Source organism: Eubacterium sp. SB2 (assembly GCF_001244405.1).
Taxonomy (GTDB): Bacteria; Bacillota; Clostridia; order Lachnospirales; family Lachnospiraceae; genus Faecalicatena; species Faecalicatena contortus_B.
Genome location: NZ_LN865152.1, coordinates 363,202 through 385,007, shown reverse-complemented (window position 1 = coordinate 385,007; position 21,806 = coordinate 363,202). Strand labels below are relative to the sequence as shown.

The following is a 21,806-nucleotide window of genomic DNA, read 5'->3' as shown; positions in this document are numbered from 1 at the left end:
AGGGGCAGCATTATTTCCAAGCCTCAGCGCAGCGCAATATGCTGCTCTTGTAGAGCAGCATATTGCGGCAATGAATTTGCAGTCATGTACTTAGTACCTTTTTGGATTTAGCAGTTTCTATGATGAGCCTGCCGGCAATCCCGATACTCCTTCGGCGTCATATGGTACCGTTCCTGAAATATCTTATAAAAGTGTGTACGATTGGTAAACTGCAGTTCTGCAGTAATCCCGGACACACTTTTTTTCGTGTTACTAAGCATATCCGCGGCAGCACGCATCGTAAAGTTCATGCTGTAGTCGAACAGGCTCTGCCCTGTATATTTTTTCACAATCTTCCCAAGGTAAGTCCCGTCATAATTCAAGATCCGGGCCAGCTCTTTATTGCTGATGCGACCCTTATGTTCCTCCAGAAGCTGGCCGATTCTGGCAAACAGCAGTGAATCCATGCTGCTTTTTGTTGTTACGTGCATAACATTGTAATACGTCGGATTGCATAAAATATCAATCAGCTTAAAAAACAAATCCTGAAGCCGGTATGTTGCTCCATAATAAGGGGATAACAGGGTTTTCAGCATCTTCTCAAAAATATCATGTACCATAATCACCTGCTGGGTCTGGGTGATGCGTGGAACGAAGTCCAGAAAATCTTTGGTATTCTTATGGTTTTCTTCCATATTTTCTTCCATAAAATGAAAAATCAGGTTGTCAAACCTCTTCTGTTCCTGTGGGAAAAGCATGGAATTACCGTAATTCTTTAGTCTCTTAACAAAATCAGAGGAAACAGAGAAGAAAATACAAACAAAATCAGTTGAAGTATCTTCCGTGTGCAGTGTATTGCGGTTCATAAGGCAGCAGCTTCCGGGAGTATAGAGATAGCGTTTCCCCTCCACAATCTGGTACATATTACCTTGCAGAACATAGGTGAATTCAAAACAGTTGTGCTGGTGCATGCTGTTTTTACTGCGACCTTTGATGGATTGGGAAATGGAGCCGTTAAACTGGGCCTCAGGTGTAAATACGGAATATACACTCCCATTCAGGTCATCTGGATGTATAGCCATAAGAAGAATCATAAAAGTTGTATTAATCTGCTGATAAAAAGTGAAAGGATCCTGAGTGTCGTGGAAGGAAATGATGTGATCCAGATCCGTACCGTCACTTTTTAACCCAGGTGTAATGGAAATAGGCATGAGGGTACCTCCTGTTCTTGTTTGGATCATAGTAACATATTTTAATGAACAAAGATATGAATAAGACGAAATATGATACAAAAGTGATGCATACTCAACGATTTATGACACATATAACTGCTTTAACCACGATGATTCTTTAAAAATTTTAACTTTAGACGGGATATGTTACAGAATGATTTCGTTTCGTCCGGATGGTGACATTGTAGGATCATTTTTGGAAATATACAATATTGGCAGACGAAAGAAATAGATTAAAAAAATAGCATGCAATGTAGAAAGAAAGGAGCAGGAATGAAAAAACAAAGGTTCAATGACGGTTGGTATTTTTGGAAGGATGGGTATGAGGAAGAGAAAGAAAAGATTGACCTTCCCCATGATGCCATGCTGACTGAGGAACGCAGCCCGGATATAGCAAATGGCAATGCGACGGGATTTTACCCGGGAGGCAGATATATTTATACAAAAACATTATGGGGGGAAGAATCCTTCCGCAGCCAGAAAGTCCTGCTGGAATTCGAAGGGGTATATATGAATTCCACGATCTATCTGAACGGAGAACATGTAGGGGGATGGTACTATGGGTACACCAATTTCTATGTAGATCTGTCAGGCAAGGTTAAGATTGGGGAAAATAATGAAGTGAAGGTAGTGGCTGACAATTCGCAGACACCGAATTCCAGATGGTATTCCGGAAGCGGCATCTACAGAAGCGTTAATCTCTGGACCGGCGCAAAGGCACACATAAGGCCGGAAGGGATAAAAGTAAAAACGGTATCCATTGCTCCCGCAGTCATTGAGGTTGCCGTAGAAACAGAACATGCAGGCGGGATGCAGATAGAAGTGGAAATATACCGGGAAGGAAGAAATGCTGCATCCGCAACAATTTCTTCGAAAGACGGGGAAAAAGCAGTAATTACTGTTCCTGATGCAGAACTGTGGAGTGCGGAAGAACCAAACCTGTATACTGTTTGCGCTATCTTGAGGAATAAAGATGAAATAATAGATATGGCGGATGACAGATTCGGTATCCGCATGCTGGCCTGGGATGCAAAAGGAGGATTCCGTATTAACGGGATAACGATAAAGCTTAAGGGAGGCTGCATCCATCATGATCACGGAATACTGGGAGCGTGTTCGTATGATAAGGCGGAATACCGGCGTGTTAAGAAACTGAAAGAGCTGGGGTATAATGCCATCCGCTACTCTCACAATCCTGCGGGGAAGAATTTTCTGGATGTCTGTGACGAACTGGGAATGTATGTGATGGATGAGACATTTGACCAGTGGAAGCTTCCGCAGTCACCGTATGATTATGCGCAGTGTTTTGAACAGGAGTGGAGAAAGGATGTAGCTGCACTGGTTTCTAAGGACTATAACCATCCGGGCGTAATCATGTACTGTGTGGGAAATGAGATAACGGATACCGGACTACCCGTTGGTGCAGCAATATCCAAAGATCTCAATGAATTGTTCCATCAGCTGGACGATACACGCCCAACAACCATAGCGATTAACAGTATGTTATCTGTGCTTGCAGCAAGGCAGGCAGAAAGGGCGGCGCTGGAAACTGAAAAGAGTGCCGGGAAGGATAAAGAAGAAAGTTATGGAATGGATAGAGAAAAAAGTGAGGATAAAGATACAGAAGAGAAGAATCTGGGCAGCGCCGAAGTAAATGATATTATCACCCTGCTCCCGAAGATTATGGCATCTATTACACCGGAAAGTTTGGAAGCACTGATTGGGGAATGCATCAATTATGTGGATATTGTGGGATATAACTATGGCCAGAATTTGTATGAAGGAACACATGAACTGGCACCGGACCGGGTTATCCTTAGTACAGAAACCTTCCCAAGCAGAATGGATTCTAACTGGGCTTATGTATCAGACCACGAGTATGTCATCGGTGATTTCATGTGGACGGCATGGGATTATCTGGGGGAAGCAGGCGTCGGGCAGCCGGTATATGGGACAAAAGAGGCTCCGTTTTCCAAGCAGTATCCCTGCCTGACGGCGGCATGCGGTTCAGTGGACCTGACGGGATTCCCAGAGAGCCAGGCCTATTATACGGCTGTGCTGTGGGGAGCTTACAAAAGGCCGTATATCGGGGTAAGACCGGTAATTCATTCAGGAGAGGATTACACGCTTGGCCGCTGGAGGCTGACAGATTCACTGAATTGCTGGACATGGGATAATCAGGAAGGAAAGGCAGCAGAGATAGAAGTTTATAGCATAGGTGAGAGCGCAGAGCTTTTTCAGGACGGAGAATCTCTTGGAAGAGTACCGCTGAAATCATGCAGATGTGAATTTAAGACCGTGTATAAGGCAGGCAGGCTTGAAGCCGTCAGCTATGATCAAGATGGAAATGAGATAGCCAGGTCAGAGCTTCTAACTGCTGAAGAGGAGTCTGTGCTGACGATACTGCCGGAAGAAACACAAATCAAGGCAGACGGTGAAGATCTGTTATATGTGGCAGTCCATATCACAGATAAGAACGGAACCCTGAAAATGATGACGGATAAAAAAGTAAGCTTTTCTGTGGAAGGCGCAGGGACGCTGCTGGCAGTGGGAAGCGGCAATCCGGAGACTACGGAAAAGTTCTCGGACGGAAGCTATACGACGTGGCATGGCCGCGTGCTGGCAGTGGTAAAAAGCAATGGGGAGAAAGGGTTTGTCAGGATTACAGCCATGTCAGAGGGGCTGGGGACAGCTTCTGCATTGGTTGAGGCAAAGTAAAGTAAAAGAATTGATATTTGAGTCGCAAATTTGATAGCGTGTTACATTTGACAAATGTAGAATAAGCGAATGTAAATTAAGACACGTTATGTCTGACACTACTATGACAAGCGAATGAGGAGGATGTAAGATGGAAGAAAAAAGGTATCTAAAGTGGAATAATAAACTGGGGTATGGCATTGGCGATGTGGCGGCAAACTGCTCTTATGGTCTGGTGACAAGCTTCGTGCTGATCTACCTGACCAACACGGTGGGGCTGAATGCCGGGATTGTCGGAACCCTGATTATGGTTTCAAAATTACTGGACGGCGTGTCCGATATTATCTTCGGTATGATTATTGACCGGACAAAAACGAAAATGGGGAAAGCGCGCCCGTGGATGTTTGGATCGCAATTTGGTGTTTCGATTGCAATGGTCATGCTTTTTGCGATACCGGATATGGGTGCAAATATGCAGTATGTGTATTTCTTTATCACTTATACACTGATGAATGTAGTATTCTATACAGCCAGTAATATAGCATATTCGTCTCTGACATCCCTGACGACGAAGAACGCAAACGAACGTGTACAGCTCGGATCCATCCGTTTCATATTTTCATTGCTGACCAATCTGGTTGTAGCAAGTGTTACGGTGGGCTTAGTTGAGAAGTTTGGAGGCGGAGCAAAAGGCTGGAAGACGGTTGCAGTCATTTTCGCTGTTGCTGCGCTAATTATTAATACAATCAGTGTCCTTAGTATCAGGGAACTTCCGGAAGAAGAGCTTTTAGGGGAAAAGGCAGAGGTGCAGGAAAAGGTTTCACTAGTCGAAGGAATAAAGATTCTTGTAAAAAATAAATTTTATCTTATGATTCTGGCTATCTATGTCCTTTACTATGGCATGATGGGAGTTACACAGACGGTAGGCATATATTATATGACCTATGTATTCGAACAGCCGTCCCTGCTAGGCACATTCACTCTGGCAACCCTTCTGCCCATGATTATCGTACTGGCAGTGACGCCGGCCCTTGTGAAGAAGAAAGGAATGTATAAGATTATTAATCTGGGTTACGATGGAGCAATCATTTTCCGCGGCCTGTTCATGGTTTTTGCATTTATGGCAAACAAGGGGCTGATGCTGGTTACGCTCCTGTTGAACGGGTTCTGTACAGGACCGCTTGTGGGAAGCTTAAATGCGCTGATATCTGAATCCAGCGATTATACATACCGCACTCAGGATAAACGGCTCGATGGGATGATGTTTAGCTGCTCTTCTTTTGGAATCAAAGTCGGAGGAGGAATTGGTACGGCGGCAGCCGGATGGCTTCTTGCAGCGGGCGGATTCGACGGGCAGGCAGCAATGCAGACAGCAGCCGCAGTCAATATGATTAAGGTATCCTATGCGGTTGTTCCGTTTATTGTTGTAATTTTAATGAAGGGAATTGTGAAAATGCTGAAGGTTGAGAAGGCGAATAGAGATTGGGATGCAGAACATTCAGTTTAACGGTTCAATGATATGACTCCGCAAGCTTTTCGCAATCAGTATTCAGAATTATATAAGGAAGAGTTGTAAGAGATACTCACAATGGAAAGGAAGAAGATTATGGGAACGAAATTAACAGATAAAACATCGGTTGAACAGATTATCTGTGAGATGTCACTGGAAGAAAAAGCAAGGATTGTCACTGGCGGCAGTCCGTTTGCTACAGAGCCGATGGAAGAATACGGAATTCCGGCAGTGCTTATGCTGGATGGGGCAACAGGTTTTAATTCCATGCAGTATGGAGCAGAGCTTGCATTTAAAACAGTATCTAAGGAACTGGAAAAATCAGGAGAAAGCCTAACCCGGGAAAGTTTTGGCGGTATGGGAGGCCTGCTGCTGGGACTTAGAAAATTGCAGATGATGGCCGCAGAAAAGGAACAGAACGGAGAGCCTCCCGCCTACGGGGAATTTGGCTGTTATCCACCGGGGATGTGTCTGGGTGCGACTTGGAATCCGGAAGCAGTTTATGCATGTGGAAAGGCATTAGCACAGGAAATGGGCGCAAAAGGCGTGGATGTGATTCTTGGACCAAATGTGAATATTCACAGGGATCCGCTGGGGGGCCGGTGCTTTGAAGGGTACTCCGAGGATCCGTATCTTGTATCTGCTTTAGCTCCGTATTTTGTAAAAGGGATCGAGCAGGAAGGGGTGGCAGCCAGTGTCAAACATTTTGCGGCGAATAATCAGGAAACAGACCGTATGGGGGTGGAAGAGCATATTCCGGAGAGGGCGCTGCGGGAAATTTATCTGCCGGGATTTCAAGCTTGTGTAGAAGCAGGGAGCCGCACGGTGATGTCAGCCTATAACAAAATTAACGGAAAAGAATGCGCCATGAACCATTGGCTTTTAATGGAACTGCTAAGGGAGGAATGGGGATTCGAAGGAATGGTAGTCTCTGACTGGTCTGGGGCTTATGACCAGGTGGAAGCAATTGCTGCGGGCAATGACCTGGCTATGCCCGGACCGCGGGGAATTCAATGTATTGTCAGGGCTGTGGAAGAGGGGAGACTGGCGGAAGAAACTCTGGATTTATGCATACGGAATTTCCTTAAGGTAATTCTGACACTTCCTGCCATGACTGGTAAAAGGCCTTCTTTTCAGATGGAACATGCAGTAAAGGCAACAGAATATGCAGCCAGGGAAGGAATCACCCTGCTGAAGAACGATGGTGTGCTTCCGCTGGCAGAGAATGTGAATGTTGCATTTTATGGAAATCGCAGCCAGGCTTTTTCAGGAAGCGGGGCCGGAAGTGCAGGCGTCGATACCAGCCTGCTGACCAACCCATATGATTGTGCGGCAGAACTGATCGGGGCGGAAAAAGTTACATATGGAAAGGCGGGGGTGGATACCAATATCTGGGTGGTTACGGTTGGTGCCAACGGACAGGAAGGCGCAGACCGCCCTCACATGGATATGGATGAAGAGGATAAGGCGGCTCTCAATCAGGCACTTGCAGAGGCTAAGGAAGCCGGTGGAAAGGTTATATTGATTCTGAATACGGCGGGACCGGTCAGTCTGATGGAATGGGAAGAGCAGCTATCGGCCATTATCTGTGCATACTATCCCGGAATGCAGGGAGGAAAAGTACTGGCAGATATCCTGTTCGGCAAGGTAAATCCATCCGGCAAGCTGCCGCTTACATATCCTAAATATTACAGGGATTGCCCGACTTATAAAAACTTTCCGGGAGAAAACAAGGAAGTGTGGTATGGAGAAGGGATTTATGTGGGATACCGGTATTATGATACAAAACAGACAGAGCCATTGTACCCGTTTGGATATGGATTATCTTACACGACATTTGAGATAACGAAACTGTCTGTTCCCGAAGAAACGAATGTGGAGGAGCAGGATGTACAGGTTCGCATAAGGGTAAAAAATACCGGAGCTATGGACGGAAGCGAAGTGGTGCAGGTTTATGTGCATGATGTGGTATCCAAATTAGATAAGCCGGAAAAGGAATTGAAAGGATTCTGTAAAGTGTTTTTAAAGGCTGGCGAAGAAAAGGAAGTACAGATTTCTCTGAATAAAAAATCCTTTGCAGGCTATTCTCCTGAAAAAGCACAGTGGGTGACAGAACCGGGTGAGTTCGACATTCTGGCCGGCAATTCTTCAAGGAATATTATGACTGCCAAAAGAATAGCAGTGGTCTGCGAGAATCCGTTTGGACTGGGCGGCAGCACTGGTATAGGTGAAATTGTAGCCAATGACCGCGCGGTTACAGTGATTAACGATACAATACAGGCAGACATTTTAAAGGTGGCAAATGCGGCAATTGTATTTGCACCGGATAAAATCTGGAGTGACATATGGCAGACACTGGTAATCCCCGAACTGGTGAAGAAGGGGGTGGCAAAAGCGGAAATTGAGCAGAAATATGAATATATACTGAAAAGATTTGAGGATTTATAGTAACAATTCAGGCCTGTCTGAACTGTTACTATAAATAAAGCCTTTTACTATTTACACATATTCCATATGCGGGACAGAACAAAAGCCGCCTGTTCAAATGTATACCGGTTCTGAATATTGTCAGTAGGGAGAGCTGCGCCAATCAGGCGCGGCTTTTTCTGCTTTTTTCGATACTCTTTTACACTGCACCCAAGGTTTTTCATGAACATCTGATTGAGGTACCTGCTGCTGGAGAATCCTGTCTCAAGGCAGACGTCCAGTATTGGCAGATCGGACTTGGAGATCAACTGGAAGGCGTGCTCGAACCGGATATTATTCAGATATTCCTGAAAGGAAATCCCCAGCATCTGCGTGATGAAATGCGAAGCATGATAGGTGGTGATATTCTCAAGGGCGGCGATATCCTGCAGAGCAATATGTTCCATGTAGTGTTCTGAGATGTAGTCTGTAATCCGGTTCAGGCGTCTGGAGTTGTTTTTTGCGGTGGCGGATTCTTTTTCACTCGCAATTGTATAATTCGTGCTTGTCAGCAGCCGGTAAATGGCGTCCAGAAGCAGGCTGGAGCACTTGATGGCATTGTGGGCGGAAGAAGAAAAGTAGGAAGCGGCACAGGAAAGTAAAGTCTGGTACAGAGCGTCATGCAGTTCACCGCTTCGAATAATATTGCTATCAAAACGAAGGAAACCGAGCTGATAATCAATTCTGCGGTAAAAGTCGGGATGAATCTGAAACGCCAGTATTTGGTTCTGGCTGCCATTATTATAAAAAGAATGGATCTGATACCTGTTGATAAGATAGATATCCCCGGCATGCAGTTCATGCTGTTTAAACTCTGTGAAAAGTGTAAGGCTCCCATCCAGAAGAATGCCGATTTCCAGGTCTCCGTGCCCGTGAGGACTGCGGGCAGTCATTTCTACCAGAAAGATTTCCAGATAGTTCATCATTGTATGCTGTACAATTTCAAATTCTTCCTTTTTTACCATGTCTTGATTCTCCCTGAAATACACTTTATTCCTGCAGGCTATGCGTAACAGTGCAGAAACGTCTGAACTGGTTGCGGTGAGGGTCCGATACCCCGCTGCTCACTGCGTGGGTTCTGGCTTTATGATACACTACGTGAAAACAATAAACAACAAAAAAAATCGCAACATAGTCATTTTTCTGCCTGCTGTTTCTGATATAACTAGGATACAGCAGTTAAGGGCGTGCGGTATTCCCGTAAAAAGCGCTAATAATAGCGCTAAAGCCTATTTTTTATGAAAGCGAGGAAAAATTATTATGACAAAATTCAAATTTTCAGTCGGTCCCTGGAATGTACATACAGGAGCAGATTCTTATGGCCCGGCAACAAGAAGGGACATTCCGACAGAGGAGAAGTACAAAAAGTTTGCAGAACTGGGATTTTCCGCGGTGCAGTTCCACGATGACGATGCAGTGCCGAACATCAATGATTACACGGAAGAGGAAATCAAAGAGAAGGCGCGCGAACTGAAGAAAACACTGGACAAATATGATCTAAAGGCAGAGTTTGTCGCGCCGCGCCTCTGGATGGATGATCACACACAGGACGGCGGATTCATGAGCACATCTGAAAAAGACAGAGAGTATGCGATGTGGAGGGCTTACCGCTCGATAGATATCGCCAATGAACTTGGCTGTGACATGATTGTACTCTGGCTTGCAAGAGAGGGAACGCTGTGTGCAGAGTCGAAATCTCCGGTCTGGGCAACAAAGATGCTGGTTGAGGCAATTAATAAGATGCTGGAATATGACCCGAAGATCCGTGTCTGCATCGAGCCGAAGCCAAATGAGCCGATTGACAGAAGCATCTGTGGAACAATGGGACATGTCATGGCTGTATCTGCGGCTACGATAGACCCGGCGCGTGTGGGCGGCAACCTGGAGAGTGCACACGCAATTCTGGCTGGGCTGGATCCGGCTAATGAGATTGGATTTGCGATGGCAATGGGAAAACTGATGACCGTGCATCTGAATGACCAGAACGGAATCCGTTATGACCAGGACAAATCATTTGGCGTCGAGAATCTGCGCGCAGCATTCAATCAGGTCAAGGTCCTGAAGGAAAATGGCTATGGGGTGAACGGAGAGTATGTCGGCCTCGACGTCAAGGCCATGAGGACGACAAAGGATGAGGACAGCTATAAACATCTGGAAAACAGCCTGAAGATATTTAAGGCTCTGGAAGAAAAGGTGGATAAGTTTGATTATGATTTCCAGAAAAATTGTGTTGAAAACAGAGATTTTGAGGCGCTGGAAATGTATGTGATGAATCTTCTGATGGGAATCGAATAAGTTTTGACGCGGAAAACAGGGAGATCAAAAGGTCTCCCATTTTCCGTATGAGAAAAAAAGACAGGAGGCAGCTATGAAGAAAAAAGTAATCGCAGCCGGACATATTTGTCTGGATATTACGCCGGTATTTCCTGATAAAAAGGTAAAGCAGCTAAGCGAGACGCTCTCTCCGGGCAGGCTGATACAGATGGGGCAGGCGGACGTACACACTGGCGGAGCCGTAGCCAACACCGGACTGGCAATGAAGATACTCGGTGCGGATGTTACTTTGATGGGGAAAATCGGAAAAGATGCATTTGGCGATATGGTTTATAATATTTTAAAGAAGCATGATGCAGAGGCGGGAATGATTTTATCGGAAAAGGAATCCACATCCTATACGGTGATCCTGGCAATTCCGGGGATTGACCGCATCTTTCTGCACAATCCAGGGGCAAACCATTCCTTCCGGGCATCAGACATTCCTCAGAAAGCGCTGGAGGAAGCAGCGTTGTTTCATTTCGGATATCCTCCGCTGATGAGATCTATGTATGAAAATGACGGGGCGGAATTGGTCGAAATCATGAAACGTGCAAAAGCGGCTGGTGCAGCAACTTCCCTTGATATGGCGGCTGTAGATCCTTATGCAGAAGCCGGCAGGGCTGACTGGGAGAAGATTCTGGAAAGTGTCATGCCTTATGTGGACTTTTTTGTGCCCAGCGTGGAAGAACTTTGTTTTATGCTGGATAAGAAGCGTTACGAACAATGGCAGGAAAGGGCTTCGGGTAAGGACATCACAGAGGTCCTGGACATCGAAAAAGATATAAAGCCCCTGGGAAGACAATGCATGGAATTCGGCGCCAAAGTCCTTCTGATCAAATGCGGTGCGCCCGGGATGTATTATAAAACCGCGGGCCGGAGGGCACTCATGAATATAGGAAACAGAGCGGGGCTGGATTTAAACAGCTGGGCAGACAAAGAAGGGTTTGAAAAGAGTTATGTGCCGGAGCGTATCCTTTCCGGTACCGGGGCCGGGGACACGAGCATCGCTGCATTTTTGACTGCCATGCTGGAAGGATATCCTCTGGAGAAAACACTGCAGCTGTCGGCGGCAACCGGTGCTTCCTGCGTGGCGGCCTATGATGCTTTGAGCGGATTGCAGACTTTTGACGAACTGGAACAGAAAATAAATGACGGATGGAACAAAATCGGGTCATAAAATGATCACATAAAAATCAGGGAGGCGGAATATGTTAGTAAATTTAAATGAAGTATTGATTCCTGCGAAAAAAAATCATTATGCAGTAGGACTTTTCAATGCGGTAAATCTGGAACTTGCAAGAGGAATTATAAGTGCAGCGGAAAGTACGGCTTCGCCTGTAATCATGGGCACTGCGGAAGTACTGTTTCCATACGGACCGCTGGAGGAGGTGTCATATTACCTGATTCCTATGGCGAAGAAGGCAAATGTGCCGGTTGTCATCCATTTGGATCACGGCCTTCATAAGGAAACTTGCCTGAAAGCACTTGAATTAGGGTTTTCTTCCATTATGTATGACTGTTCTACAGATCCCTATGAGGAGAATGTAAAAAAAGTAAGGGAAATGGCAGATATCGCCCATTCTTACGGCGCTACAATCGAAGGGGAGCTTGGACACGTAGGAGATAATGAAGGATCTGCAGAAGGAAATTCTCATATGACAGATCCGAAGCAGTTTTATACGGAACCGAAGATGGCGAAGGATTATGTGGAAAAGACAAAAGTAGATGCATTGGCGATCGCGGTAGGAAATGCACATGGAGCATACAAGCTGCCGCCAAAATTAGATTTTGAGAGAATCAGGACTATTGCAAACACCGTGGATGTCCCTCTTGTACTGCATGGTGGCTCCGGCCTTACGGACTCTGATTTCAAACAGGCTGTTTCGGAGGGCATCAGCAAGGTGAATATTTTTACGGATATCAATATCGCTGCGGTAGAGGCGGAATTTAAAAAATTCAGTGATATGAATAAAGGGATTATTGACTTGATTCCTGCAGCCGTGGAGGCGGTTAAGCAGGAATCAATGAAAAAGATGAAGCTGTTTGGCAGTGAAAGGAAAGCGGTGAACACATATTATAACGAGAAAATGGACGTGGACCGCCTGGTACAGGCTGTTGTTGAGGAGGTAAAACGGAGTTTAGTCGGCAGGCTTTAGTCCTGTCGACGGACACGGCCGCAAAATGAAGGGGTTGCGGCTATCCATTCATTTTGCGGCCCCATCCATCGACAGCACTAAAGCCTGCCGACTAAACTCCGATTTTATGGAGCTTTAGGGCGATTTGCAGAATAAGCCGGTTTTCGGATTTGTCAATATCGAAATCTAACAGCGAGTTCAGCTTGTTTATTCGTTTATAAAGAGTATTGCGGTGTATATAAAGCCTGTCGGAGGTTTGGGAAATGCTGAAATCGCAGTCAACCAGCATTTCAAGAGTTTTAAGAAGCACAGTATTATTTTCAAGGTCATATTTTTGGATGCGTTCTATTGTATTTTTATAAATTTTAGATAAGGTTGGATGGCCTGAAATTTCATATAGCAGGTGGTAAATCATGAAGTTTTCATAGAAGTATATGCCGTCCTGCTGTGCATGGAGTTTTTTACCTATTTTTAAGGCGAACAGGGCCTCCTCATACGCAAAATTCAAATGTTTCAGCGTGTGGCAAGTTTTGCCGACGCCAACTGAAAAGTGCTCTGCCGGGAACCTTTTTTTGAGGTCACCTACGAGCTTTTGGAAGCAAGGTTCATATATTTTTTGTATATTCTGAGAATTCTTCGGCTCAAAGATTAAAATGATTTGATATCCATGCTTTTGGCAAATGTAATGGAAGGTATATATTTGCAGAGAGGATATGATTTTTTCCTTAAAAATGTGAAATTCTCCAGATGTTTTAATTGTTGTGTCAATGACGCAGACAAAGCGGGAGACCTGAAAATCTATATTCAGATAGGAAGCATCTTCTTTTAATCTGAGTTCATTTCCGGTGTATGTTCCATCCAGAATATTTAAGAAAAAGTCATCTGCGGATTTATAGTATCTTGCAGATTTGTTTAAGTTAGTCAATAAATATATACAGGCAGTTGGAAGAATTTCATTAATAAGGATTTCATTGATCGGAGTTAACGACTGTCCGTATCCCATACGTATGCAGAGAAAAGCCAACACTTCTGTCAGACTTTCTACTTTAAATATTGCATAGGAAGCCGTATCTGATGAAATCTCAAAAGGGCGGTCCGCTGCATATATCTGTGAGAGGCTTTCACGGATGCTTTTTTTCAGTAAGGCGTCGTCTACACGGTCAGTATTATTGATAAGGCTTAAATTATTTTCCCAGTATAAGAATATTTCCTGGTTCGTATAGTCTTCAATCAGCCTGATGAAAGAAGTGATGTTAATATGATGCTTTTTTAATAAGCTTAGTTCTTCGTGAAGTTTTCTGACTATATAGTACTGATAACTATCCTCGCCTTTTAATTTATTAAGAATGGGAAGCACCATACTGTTGTAGGTAAAGGCGAGAGGAATGCTGATAATGGGGAAATTGTGCTCATTTGCATAAGCGATTATTTTCTCAGGGAGACTGTCAATATATTTTCCGATTTTAATGCCCAGGGCAGCAGCTTTACGTGATATCAGGAGCTGAATCATATTTTCTATAGAAACTTCGTTTGTCATAAGAGAATAGCCGGTTGTAATAACGAAGTTATCTGGATTAATCCAATAGATACCGTCTGGTACTTCCATAATAACAACATCCGTTATCTCATTATCCAGCCCTCCAACTCCGGTCAGAAGCCGGAATTCTTTAAATACTTCCGCATTTAAATCAAATAAATCACGCACTTTCATACTTCCTGCACCTCCTTGAATATTATGATATTTAGAACATTTTATCAGGAATAAGCGAATAATTCAAATCTAAATCTGTTATGATGTATGATTTGTATATTTATATACTATATTTGTGTACACATTTACACCTTAGTTATAGTTTTGTTCATGATATAATAAACACATAATAAAAAGAAAAACAAAATAAAGAGAAAGGAGTTGCGAAAATGGGAGAAGTTATCCAAAAGGAAAGCGCCGCTCAAGAACGAATCCCTGATGAACAACGGCAAGGGTTATCAGGACCTCTTTTTGCGATGCTGGGTATGAATGTAGCGGTTTCTACACTTATGGTGGGAGGGGGATTAATTGAGAAGCTAACGCTAAAAGAATCAATATTCGTCATTATTATAGGAAACTTAATATTGGTTACTATTTTTTACATTCAGGGTCTTATCGGAATGAGAGAGGGGCTGACTACCTATAAACTGACGGAGATGGCATTTGGAAAGTATGCAAACAAATTTCTAGTATCGGGGGCCATGTGTATTTCACTGTTCGGATGGTTTGGCATTCAGACAAGCCTGGCAGCTTTATCAATCCAAAAAATTTTTCCTCAGTTTAGTAACTACAAGTTAATCGTAATTATTGTTGGCGTATTAATGACAATTTTTGCTGCAAAGGGATTCCATTCAATTAAGTGGGTCAATTATATTTTAATACCTCCGATATTGATACTTGTTGTCTGGGGGCTGATAAAGACATCCAATACATATGGCCTTGCCAACATTTGGAGTTATGTTCCGAAAGAACATATGGGGATTATGAGCGGTTTAAATATGGTTGTCGGGCTTATCATGTGCGGAGCAATTATTTCGAGTGACTATACCAGATTTTGCAAGAAAAAGAAAAGCCATATTGCAATTATCAGTATAATTGGAATCGGGGGAATTTCAGCAATTCAAGAGACCGGAACGGCTATTATTGCAATGACTGCGCCGTCATATAATATTGTTGATGTTCTGTTTAATCTGGGATTTAACTGGGTTGCATTTGTGATCTTGATAGGCGCCGCCTGGTCAACCAACTTAACCGGCGCATATTCTGGCGGACTGGCGCTGAATAATATTTTCCCAAAACAAAAAAGAAGTACGCTAACCTTTGTGGCGGGTATGATAGGGACGGTTCTTGCTATGTTAAATGTGATCCAATATTTTCAGAGTTTTCTTAATCTGATCAGCGTGATTTATGGTCCGATTGCGGGAATACTCTGGGTCGAATATTATCTTATACATAAAAAGGAATATGTAGTTGAAAGCAATTTTAATGTTGCAGGAATTGTGTGCTGTGTGATTGGGGCAGTGACATGCTATATCACTTCATTTGTCGTTGTGGTAGGAGTTTCTGCTGTCAACGGCCTTGTTATGGCAGGGGCGACTTATTACGGATACCGTGTCTGGGCAAAAGGAAAAGAGAGGGTTACAGAGCAGGAGCACAATGATCAAAAGAGTCATTCGTAACATCCAAATAATAAACTGGTTTAAAAGCAGGAAGGAGATTTGCTGTGCAGGATAAGAAAATCAAATTAGCCATGGTGCAGATGGGAGCGGCAGAGGGGAATGCGGAGTATAACATGAATAAAATCCGTTCCATTATCCGGGCCCAAAAGGGAAAGGATACTGACATTATTTGTTTTCCGGAACTTTGTGTAAGAGGGTATGATTTTGAAAAAACAAGGACTGTGCCGATAGACGAGAAAGCATTTTTTGCTGATCTGGCGATAGAAAATGAATTGGCAATTGTTGCCGGGATTGCAGACAAACGAGAGGAACAGTATTTTGACACGGCGTGTTTTTGGGATGAAAATGGGAAAATGCTGCATTACTTTGACAAAATACATCTTTGGGGGGAGGAAAGGGAATTTTTTGAACCGGGTTCCGCAATAGAGGTCTTTACGTATAAGGGCTGGGAGATTGGCCTGCTCGTGTGCGGAGATCTGGGGTTCCCGGAACTGAGCAGGATACTGGCTGTGAAAGGCGCCCAGCTGATTATTTATCCAAGTGCATGGCCGCATCCGTATCAGGAATTCTGGTCAACTATGCTTGCGTCAAGAGCGGCAGAAAACCAACTATATGTAGCGGGAGTGAATAGAGCAAAATATGAAAGTGAACGCTGCGGATTTTCAACAATTGTGGATCCATCGGGACGGGTCATGCGCTGCATTGGCAATGACGAGGATGGGATAATGGAAATAGAACTTACCAGGAGTACTGTACAACAAAGGCGGGAAGAAATACCTTATCTTAAGTATAGGATGCCCGGGCTGTATGGCGATATCTGCAAAGTATTTTAAATGTCAGAATGAGAATTGCCCGGTGTGAGTGCCGGTTGTGTTTGGATTTACTATGAGAGAGTAGGTGTTATTATGAAAATAGGAGCAGTAACAATTGGACAATCTCCAAGAACTGACGTTATGGCGGACATGAAGGCGATTCTGGGAGAAGAGGTTGAAGTTTTAGAAGCAGGGGCACTGGACGGGATTTCAATGGAAGAAATCAAACAAATGGAACCGGCGAAGGGCGATTATGTGCTTGTTTCCCGCCTTCAAAACGGTGAATTTGCAAAATTTGGTGAAAGCTTCATTCTTAGCCGGCTGCAGGACTGTATTACCCGGCTGGAGCATAATGGGGCAGAAGTGATTATGTTTTTATGTGCCGGTTCATTTCCGGATATTTTTAAGTCGAATGTGCCGTTGATTTATCCGTCCAAAATTCTGAATGGGATCGCAAAAGCAGTTAGTAAGCGGTCTAATATGATATTAATTACGCCTGATGCGCAACAGATACAGCAGGCATATGATCAATGGGGACCCATTATGGATCAGGTCGCTCCAATAGCTGCGAACCCTTATGGAAGCAGGGAAGAATTGGTTGAGGCAGCGCAAAAGGCAAAGGAAATTGATTCGGATTTAATCGTGATGGACTGTATTGGATATACGGAAGAGGCGAAGAAGCTTGTAAGAAAGATTTCAGGAAAGCCTGTGATTCTGTGCAGAACCATGCTGGCACGTGCTGTCAGTGAATGGTTAGACGTATAGGCGAAGGGGAACATTCTCGTGTTTAAGGAATAAAAAAGGATGGGATCTTATGTTTGAGGTCGGTTTAATCAGGGTGGTAACCTTAGAAAATGACGAAAAATTACAAAGCCACGGGAGGGTCATAGAAACATTCTTCCCGGGAATAAAGGTGGAAAGTAAATGTATTCAGGGATTTGAAAAAGGTCTGCCTACGAAACAGCTGGTCCAAAAAGCGCTGCCGCAGATTTTAGCACTCGCTAAGGGGTTTGCAAATAAAGATTTGATTGTTGTCAGCTGTGCCGATGACCCGGGAGTAGATGAAATACGCCGGATGTTTCCGGAAAAACCGGTTCTTGGGGCAGGGGAATGTACGGCTGCATTGGCATCTTTGTATGGAAAAAAGATCGCGCTTTTGGGCGTAACATCTTATATTCCGAAAGCTTTTGGAAAGATGCTGGGGGACAAGATAATAGAGATGGCAATGCCGGACGGCGTACAGAATACATTGGACCTACGAAAAGAAGAAGGACGCAAAAATTGTTACAGAAAGGCTTTGGAATTGAAGGAAAAGGGGGCGGATATAATAGTATTGGCCTGCACGGGACTCGGAATGGACGGAATAGACCGCGAAATAGAAAGCCGTACAGGGATTCATGTCATAAATCCGGTGCTGGCAGAGGGACTATTTATTTTTTATGAAAGTTTAAGGTGCAGGGGATAAAATATAGGGATGCCTGGGTTTGGGACACCTCTTGCCTGCTTTGGGCCATGTTCTTTTAAGAAAGAACATGGCCCAAATTTGTTGGAATGTAGAGGAGTTCAGGGCGCTGAAGCAAATAAATTTAAAATACAGACAAGAAAGTGCTGGGGAATTCCTTGTCAGATATTATGATTTGTTTTACAATGGTAAAATAGACAAAAAACACAGATAGAAACAGAGTGGAAGATATATCGGAGGAACGGCGATGCAGGTGACAATTAAGGATATTGCACGCGAGTGCGGCGTCTCGGTGGCAACGGTGTCTATGGCACTGTCTTCAAAGAAAACGAGGGTGTCGGAGAAGACAAAAGCAAAAGTAATAGAAGTTGCAAGAAAGTATAATTATCAGCCGAATAATGCAGCGGTAAGCCTTGTGAATAAAAAGAGTAAGCTGATAGGGATTGTCTTTAATGACTTGCGGAATACCCATATTTCATCGCTTTTCATGGAGATTAACAATGTGTTTGAAAAAAGAGGCTACTCTCTTGTCTGCCATATTATCGAAGATGACGGAGCGGTGGAGTATGATCTGATTCGGAACGTGGGTGCGGGAAATATCAGTGCCTTGATCTGGGCGAAATCGCTTGAGAAATATACGGATGAAGAAAAAAAGAAACTGAATGATGCCATGCTGCAGTTAGATGTTCCGGTAATGACTATGGATAATTACGGATTTGCCTGTGAGGGGACGGATGTAGTGTTTGATTACCGTCAGGGCGGATATATTGCGACGAAGCATCTCATAGATTACGGACACAGAAGGATCGGTTGTGTGGCGGGGAAAAAGAACTATCAGGTGACACAGGAGCGTTTGGAAGGATATAAAATGGCGCTTGAGGAAGCTGGAATTTCTTACGATGAAGAACTGGTTGTCTATGGGGATTATACAATGAATAGCGGATACATGTTATTTCCTTATATTATGGGAAAAAAGGTGACGGCTATTTTCTCTATGAATGACGAGATGGCATTTGGTATTTATCGTGCGGCCAGAATGTACGGGGTTGGTATCCCGGAGGATGTTTCTGTGGTCGGTTTCGACAACGTTCCGTTCGCGGATGTGATGCAGGTGCCGCTGACAACAATAGGGATTCCGGTAGAGGAAATGGGAAAGTATATAGGGGAACGCACCATGGAGCTGATCGAGTGCACAGAAAAAAAAGGAAGGGATGTGAGAGAGTATAAACCACAACTTTTGCTTCGGGGCAGTACAAAGAAAATTTAAAATGGTTTTAGGTAAGAGTCGGTGAAACCGGCTCTTTTATTCTGTAAAATAATACCATTTCTGTCTGTATATTTTTAACAGTGTTGAAACGTTTAGACATATTTGTTGAAACGTTTAGACAAGTGATAATATACAAAACAAACAAAAATAATCCTAATTAATTGAATAAATACGATAAATATGATATAATTCTAACGTACAAAAAAGGAAAAAGAATAATAAGTGTTAAAACGTTTAGACAAGGAGGGCGGAACATTTTGGTGAGGCGTACAATTGTGGAACTAAAAAACATACGCAAAGAGTTTCCGGGTGTAGTCGCATTGGATCAGGTCAATATGAAGATACGTGCGTCCACAGTCCATGCACTGGTCGGTGAAAACGGGGCCGGCAAGTCAACACTGATGAAGATATTGTCGGGAACTTATACCGGTTATGGCGGAACAATCTTTTGTGAAGGAACAGAGATTCATATGAAGTCAGAGAAGGATGCCTATGCACATGGAATTTCTATTGTCGCACAGGAATTGAACTATGTACCTGAGCTGACAATATCAGAGAACTTGTTTTTAGGGAGAGAGCAGAAAAAAGGGAAATTATTTTTGGACAAAAAGGAGAGAAAGAAGCAAACAAAGGAATTATTAAAAATAATGAATCTGGATTATGAGCCCGATGAAAAAATGGGAAATCTGAATGTGGCTCAGTGCCAAATGATTGAAATTCTAAAAGCTATTTCGAGAAACAGTAAAGTTATTATTATGGACGAGCCGACATCATCTCTGACAAGTGCGGAGACCGGCATTCTTTTTAAGACAGTATGCAAACTGAAAGAGACCGGGATTGCATTCGTTTTTATCTCTCACAGGCTGGAAGAAGTGTTCGCACTCTGCGATGAATATACGGTTTTACGCGACGGAAAGTGGATTGCATCGGGGGAAATAAAAGACACTACGGAAGAGCAGCTTATTTCTATGATGGTCGGGAGGGATATCGAAGATATCTATCCGCCAATTTCAGAACATCAGGATCGAGTTGTGCTTGAAGTAAAGAATTTGACGAATGAAGGGGTATTTCGAGACATTTCGTTTCGTGTTCATGAAGGAGAGATTTTCGGCCTTGCAGGTATGGTAGGCGCAGGGAGAAGTGAGATTGTTCAGACGATATTCGGATTGGACCATCTGGAAAAAGGAGCGATCCTGATGGAGGGAAAAGAGGTAAAGATACGCTCAGTCAAAAATGCAATACGGCACGGGATTGCAATGGTGACGGAGGACAGAAGGACTTACGGATTTGTAGGTGTGAGACCGATAGAAGACAATATCAAACTTCCGAATGGGGATTTATTTGCGAGATTAGGCTTCTGGAATGCGAAGCAGGTAAAGAAAAAGGGAAATGCTATTTGTTCCGAACTTTCAGTGAAAGCACCGGGTATGAGTACACTGGCAGAGAATTTAAGCGGCGGAAACCAGCAGAAGGTAGTATTGGCAAAATGGCTTGTGCGGGATATTAAGCTTCTTATTTTAGATGAGCCGACAAGAGGGATTGATGTAGGCGCAAAGGAAGAAATCTATTCCCTCATTACAGAGTTTGCGAGACAGGGTATGGCAATTATACTCATCTCCTCAGATATGCCGGAAGTGCTTTCCATGAGCCATAGAGTAGGAGTGGTCGGTGACGGGAAATTGTTAAAAATATTAGAGCGTGAGGATCTGGTTCAGGATAAAATTATGAAAATAATTGTGGAGGCGAAAGATGAAAAATAAAACGAGATTATCATCGGGAGAGATATACAGAAAATACGGAATCGTACTTATCATGATTTTTTTATTTATTGCATCGGCAGTCATTAATCATAACTTTTTAAAACCCCAGAATTTGATTAACATATTAAAACAGATTTCTGTGGTTACCATTATTGCCTGCGGCGAGACGATGCTGATCGTATCCGGAATGATTGACTTGTCAGCGGGGTTTTTGTGTACAACCTCAGCGTGTATTTCGGCGGGGATCCTTGCAGGAACGGGAAATCTGCCGCTGGCGATATTGGCGGGGATCGCAATCGGATGTCTTTGCGGCTGGGTGAACGGATTTTTAATTACCCACTATAAACTGCAGCCATTTATTGCGACTCTGGCAATGACCTATGTACTTCAGGGAATTGTTCAGATATATACAAACGGGCAGACAATCGGCGGCGTGCAGAAAGCGAGACCGCTGGGATATGGTGCAGTCCTCGGAATACCGGTTCCGGTTATCATTATGCTTGTTATGGTAGCAGCCATAGCGATATTGATGAAAAAGACAACATTCGGAACTTATATCTATGCTATCGGAGGAAGTGAGAAGGCGGCAATTGCCTCGGGCATTAATACGAAGCGCATAAAGAGGCTGATATTTACACTGAGCGGTGCGCTGACAGGACTGGCAGGTGTAGTGCTGATGGCGCGTTTGATGGCGGGAATGCCTTCTGTGGGAAAAGGGTATGAATTTGACGCCATTACTGCGGTGATTGTGGGCGGGACTAGCTTCTTAGGAGGAATCGGAACGGTAACAGGAGCCTTAATCGGTTCGATCATCGTAGGATTGATCAACAACATACTGAATCTGCTGCATGTATCTACCCAGTACCAGTTGATTGTGAAGGGGTTGTTAATTGCGGTGGCAGTAATTATTGATATTAAGACAAAAGAAAATAAAAAAAGTAAATAAATAAAAATGAAGGA

The 21,806-nt window shown here is 43.8% G+C and carries 16 protein-coding genes; 13 read left to right on the top strand and 3 right to left on the bottom strand.

Annotated elements, in window-relative coordinates:
* Positions 1-107: 107 nt before the first annotated feature.
* The gene (locus BN1938_RS09200) at positions 108-1,190 is read right to left on the bottom strand and encodes an AraC family transcriptional regulator (RefSeq protein ID WP_050640312.1); all 1,083 of its coding nucleotides are present in this window, start codon (positions 1,188-1,190) and stop codon (positions 108-110) included.
* Between the two features lie 294 nt (positions 1,191-1,484).
* Here BN1938_RS09200 and BN1938_RS09195 point away from each other — a divergent pair, with 294 nt between their 5' ends.
* The 3 genes from BN1938_RS09195 (at position 1,485) to BN1938_RS09185 (ending at position 7,866) form a co-directional block, all read left to right on the top strand.
* Positions 1,485-3,929: a glycoside hydrolase family 2 TIM barrel-domain containing protein gene (locus BN1938_RS09195; RefSeq protein ID WP_050640311.1), complete on the top strand. Its 2,445-nt coding sequence runs from the start codon at positions 1,485-1,487 to the stop codon at positions 3,927-3,929.
* A gap of 130 nt (positions 3,930-4,059) precedes the next feature.
* Entirely contained in the window at positions 4,060-5,415 is a 1,356-nt protein-coding gene (locus BN1938_RS09190; RefSeq protein WP_050640310.1) for an MFS transporter, read from the top strand.
* A 99-nt stretch (positions 5,416-5,514) separates the two neighbouring features.
* Positions 5,515-7,866, top strand: a complete 2,352-nt coding sequence (locus BN1938_RS09185; RefSeq protein WP_187376296.1) for a beta-glucosidase — start codon at positions 5,515-5,517, stop codon at positions 7,864-7,866.
* Between the two features lie 47 nt (positions 7,867-7,913).
* On the opposite strand, the gene BN1938_RS09180 is transcribed toward BN1938_RS09185, so the two are convergent.
* Complete coding sequence (locus BN1938_RS09180) at positions 7,914-8,849, bottom strand: AraC family transcriptional regulator (RefSeq protein ID WP_050640308.1); 936 nt, start codon at positions 8,847-8,849, stop codon at positions 7,914-7,916.
* 295 nt (positions 8,850-9,144) lie between these two features.
* Between BN1938_RS09180 and BN1938_RS09175 the strand changes: the two genes are divergently transcribed.
* The 3 genes from BN1938_RS09175 (at position 9,145) to BN1938_RS09165 (ending at position 12,356) form a co-directional block, all read left to right on the top strand.
* Positions 9,145-10,179, top strand: coding sequence for a TIM barrel protein (locus BN1938_RS09175; RefSeq protein WP_050640307.1), 1,035 nt, complete (start codon positions 9,145-9,147; stop codon positions 10,177-10,179).
* A gap of 73 nt (positions 10,180-10,252) precedes the next feature.
* Positions 10,253-11,377 carry a carbohydrate kinase family protein gene (locus tag BN1938_RS09170; protein WP_050640306.1) on the top strand — a complete coding sequence of 375 codons (1,125 nt, stop codon included), beginning with the start codon at positions 10,253-10,255 and terminating at the stop codon, positions 11,375-11,377.
* Between the two features lie 31 nt (positions 11,378-11,408).
* Positions 11,409-12,356, top strand: coding sequence for a class II fructose-bisphosphate aldolase (locus BN1938_RS09165; RefSeq protein ID WP_050640305.1), 948 nt, complete (start codon positions 11,409-11,411; stop codon positions 12,354-12,356).
* A gap of 91 nt (positions 12,357-12,447) precedes the next feature.
* On the opposite strand, the gene BN1938_RS09160 is transcribed toward BN1938_RS09165, so the two are convergent.
* Positions 12,448-14,046, bottom strand: a complete 1,599-nt coding sequence (locus BN1938_RS09160; protein ID WP_050640304.1) for a PucR family transcriptional regulator — start codon at positions 14,044-14,046, stop codon at positions 12,448-12,450.
* Between the two features lie 209 nt (positions 14,047-14,255).
* On the opposite strand from BN1938_RS09160, the gene BN1938_RS09155 reads away from it, so the two are divergent.
* The 7 genes from BN1938_RS09155 (at position 14,256) to BN1938_RS09120 (ending at position 21,792) form a co-directional block, all read left to right on the top strand.
* Entirely contained in the window at positions 14,256-15,545 is a 1,290-nt protein-coding gene (locus BN1938_RS09155) for a cytosine permease (RefSeq protein WP_050640303.1), read from the top strand.
* Between the two features lie 44 nt (positions 15,546-15,589).
* Entirely contained in the window at positions 15,590-16,378 is a 789-nt protein-coding gene (locus tag BN1938_RS09150; RefSeq protein WP_050640302.1) for a carbon-nitrogen hydrolase family protein, read from the top strand.
* 72 nt (positions 16,379-16,450) lie between these two features.
* Positions 16,451-17,122, top strand: a complete 672-nt coding sequence (locus tag BN1938_RS09145) for an AroM family protein (protein ID WP_050640301.1) — start codon at positions 16,451-16,453, stop codon at positions 17,120-17,122.
* A 49-nt stretch (positions 17,123-17,171) separates the two neighbouring features.
* Positions 17,172-17,822 (top strand): aspartate/glutamate racemase family protein, encoded by a 651-nt coding sequence (locus BN1938_RS09140; protein ID WP_050640300.1) that lies wholly within the window; start codon positions 17,172-17,174, stop codon positions 17,820-17,822.
* Between the two features lie 244 nt (positions 17,823-18,066).
* On the top strand, positions 18,067-19,086 hold the full coding sequence (locus BN1938_RS09130) for a LacI family DNA-binding transcriptional regulator (RefSeq protein WP_050640298.1): 1,020 nt from the start codon (positions 18,067-18,069) through the stop codon (positions 19,084-19,086).
* A gap of 260 nt (positions 19,087-19,346) precedes the next feature.
* Complete coding sequence (locus BN1938_RS09125) at positions 19,347-20,846, top strand: sugar ABC transporter ATP-binding protein (protein ID WP_050640856.1); 1,500 nt, start codon at positions 19,347-19,349, stop codon at positions 20,844-20,846.
* On the top strand, positions 20,836-21,792 hold the full coding sequence (locus tag BN1938_RS09120; RefSeq protein WP_050640297.1) for an ABC transporter permease: 957 nt from the start codon (positions 20,836-20,838) through the stop codon (positions 21,790-21,792). The genes BN1938_RS09125 and BN1938_RS09120 overlap by 11 nt, the downstream gene beginning before the upstream one ends.
* Positions 21,793-21,806: the final 14 nt, after the last annotated feature.

Excerpts from the sequence above, each read along its gene's own strand:
- BN1938_RS09200 (WP_050640312.1), bottom strand. The coding sequence starts at position 1,190 with ATGCCTATTTCCATTACACCTGGGTTAAAAAGTGACGGTACGGATCTG.
- BN1938_RS09195 (WP_050640311.1), top strand. The coding sequence starts at position 1,485 with ATGAAAAAACAAAGGTTCAATGACGGTTGGTATTTTTGGAAGGATGGG.
- BN1938_RS09190 (WP_050640310.1), top strand. The coding sequence starts at position 4,060 with ATGGAAGAAAAAAGGTATCTAAAGTGGAATAATAAACTGGGGTATGGC.
- BN1938_RS09185 (WP_187376296.1), top strand. The coding sequence starts at position 5,515 with ATGGGAACGAAATTAACAGATAAAACATCGGTTGAACAGATTATCTGT.
- BN1938_RS09180 (WP_050640308.1), bottom strand. The coding sequence starts at position 8,849 with ATGGTAAAAAAGGAAGAATTTGAAATTGTACAGCATACAATGATGAAC.
- BN1938_RS09175 (WP_050640307.1), top strand. The coding sequence starts at position 9,145 with ATGACAAAATTCAAATTTTCAGTCGGTCCCTGGAATGTACATACAGGA.
- BN1938_RS09170 (WP_050640306.1), top strand. The coding sequence starts at position 10,253 with ATGAAGAAAAAAGTAATCGCAGCCGGACATATTTGTCTGGATATTACG.
- BN1938_RS09165 (WP_050640305.1), top strand. The coding sequence starts at position 11,409 with ATGTTAGTAAATTTAAATGAAGTATTGATTCCTGCGAAAAAAAATCAT.
- BN1938_RS09160 (WP_050640304.1), bottom strand. The coding sequence starts at position 14,046 with ATGAAAGTGCGTGATTTATTTGATTTAAATGCGGAAGTATTTAAAGAA.
- BN1938_RS09155 (WP_050640303.1), top strand. The coding sequence starts at position 14,256 with ATGGGAGAAGTTATCCAAAAGGAAAGCGCCGCTCAAGAACGAATCCCT.
- BN1938_RS09145 (WP_050640301.1), top strand. The coding sequence starts at position 16,451 with ATGAAAATAGGAGCAGTAACAATTGGACAATCTCCAAGAACTGACGTT.
- BN1938_RS09140 (WP_050640300.1), top strand. The coding sequence starts at position 17,172 with ATGTTTGAGGTCGGTTTAATCAGGGTGGTAACCTTAGAAAATGACGAA.
- BN1938_RS09130 (WP_050640298.1), top strand. The coding sequence starts at position 18,067 with ATGCAGGTGACAATTAAGGATATTGCACGCGAGTGCGGCGTCTCGGTG.
- BN1938_RS09120 (WP_050640297.1), top strand. The coding sequence starts at position 20,836 with ATGAAAAATAAAACGAGATTATCATCGGGAGAGATATACAGAAAATAC.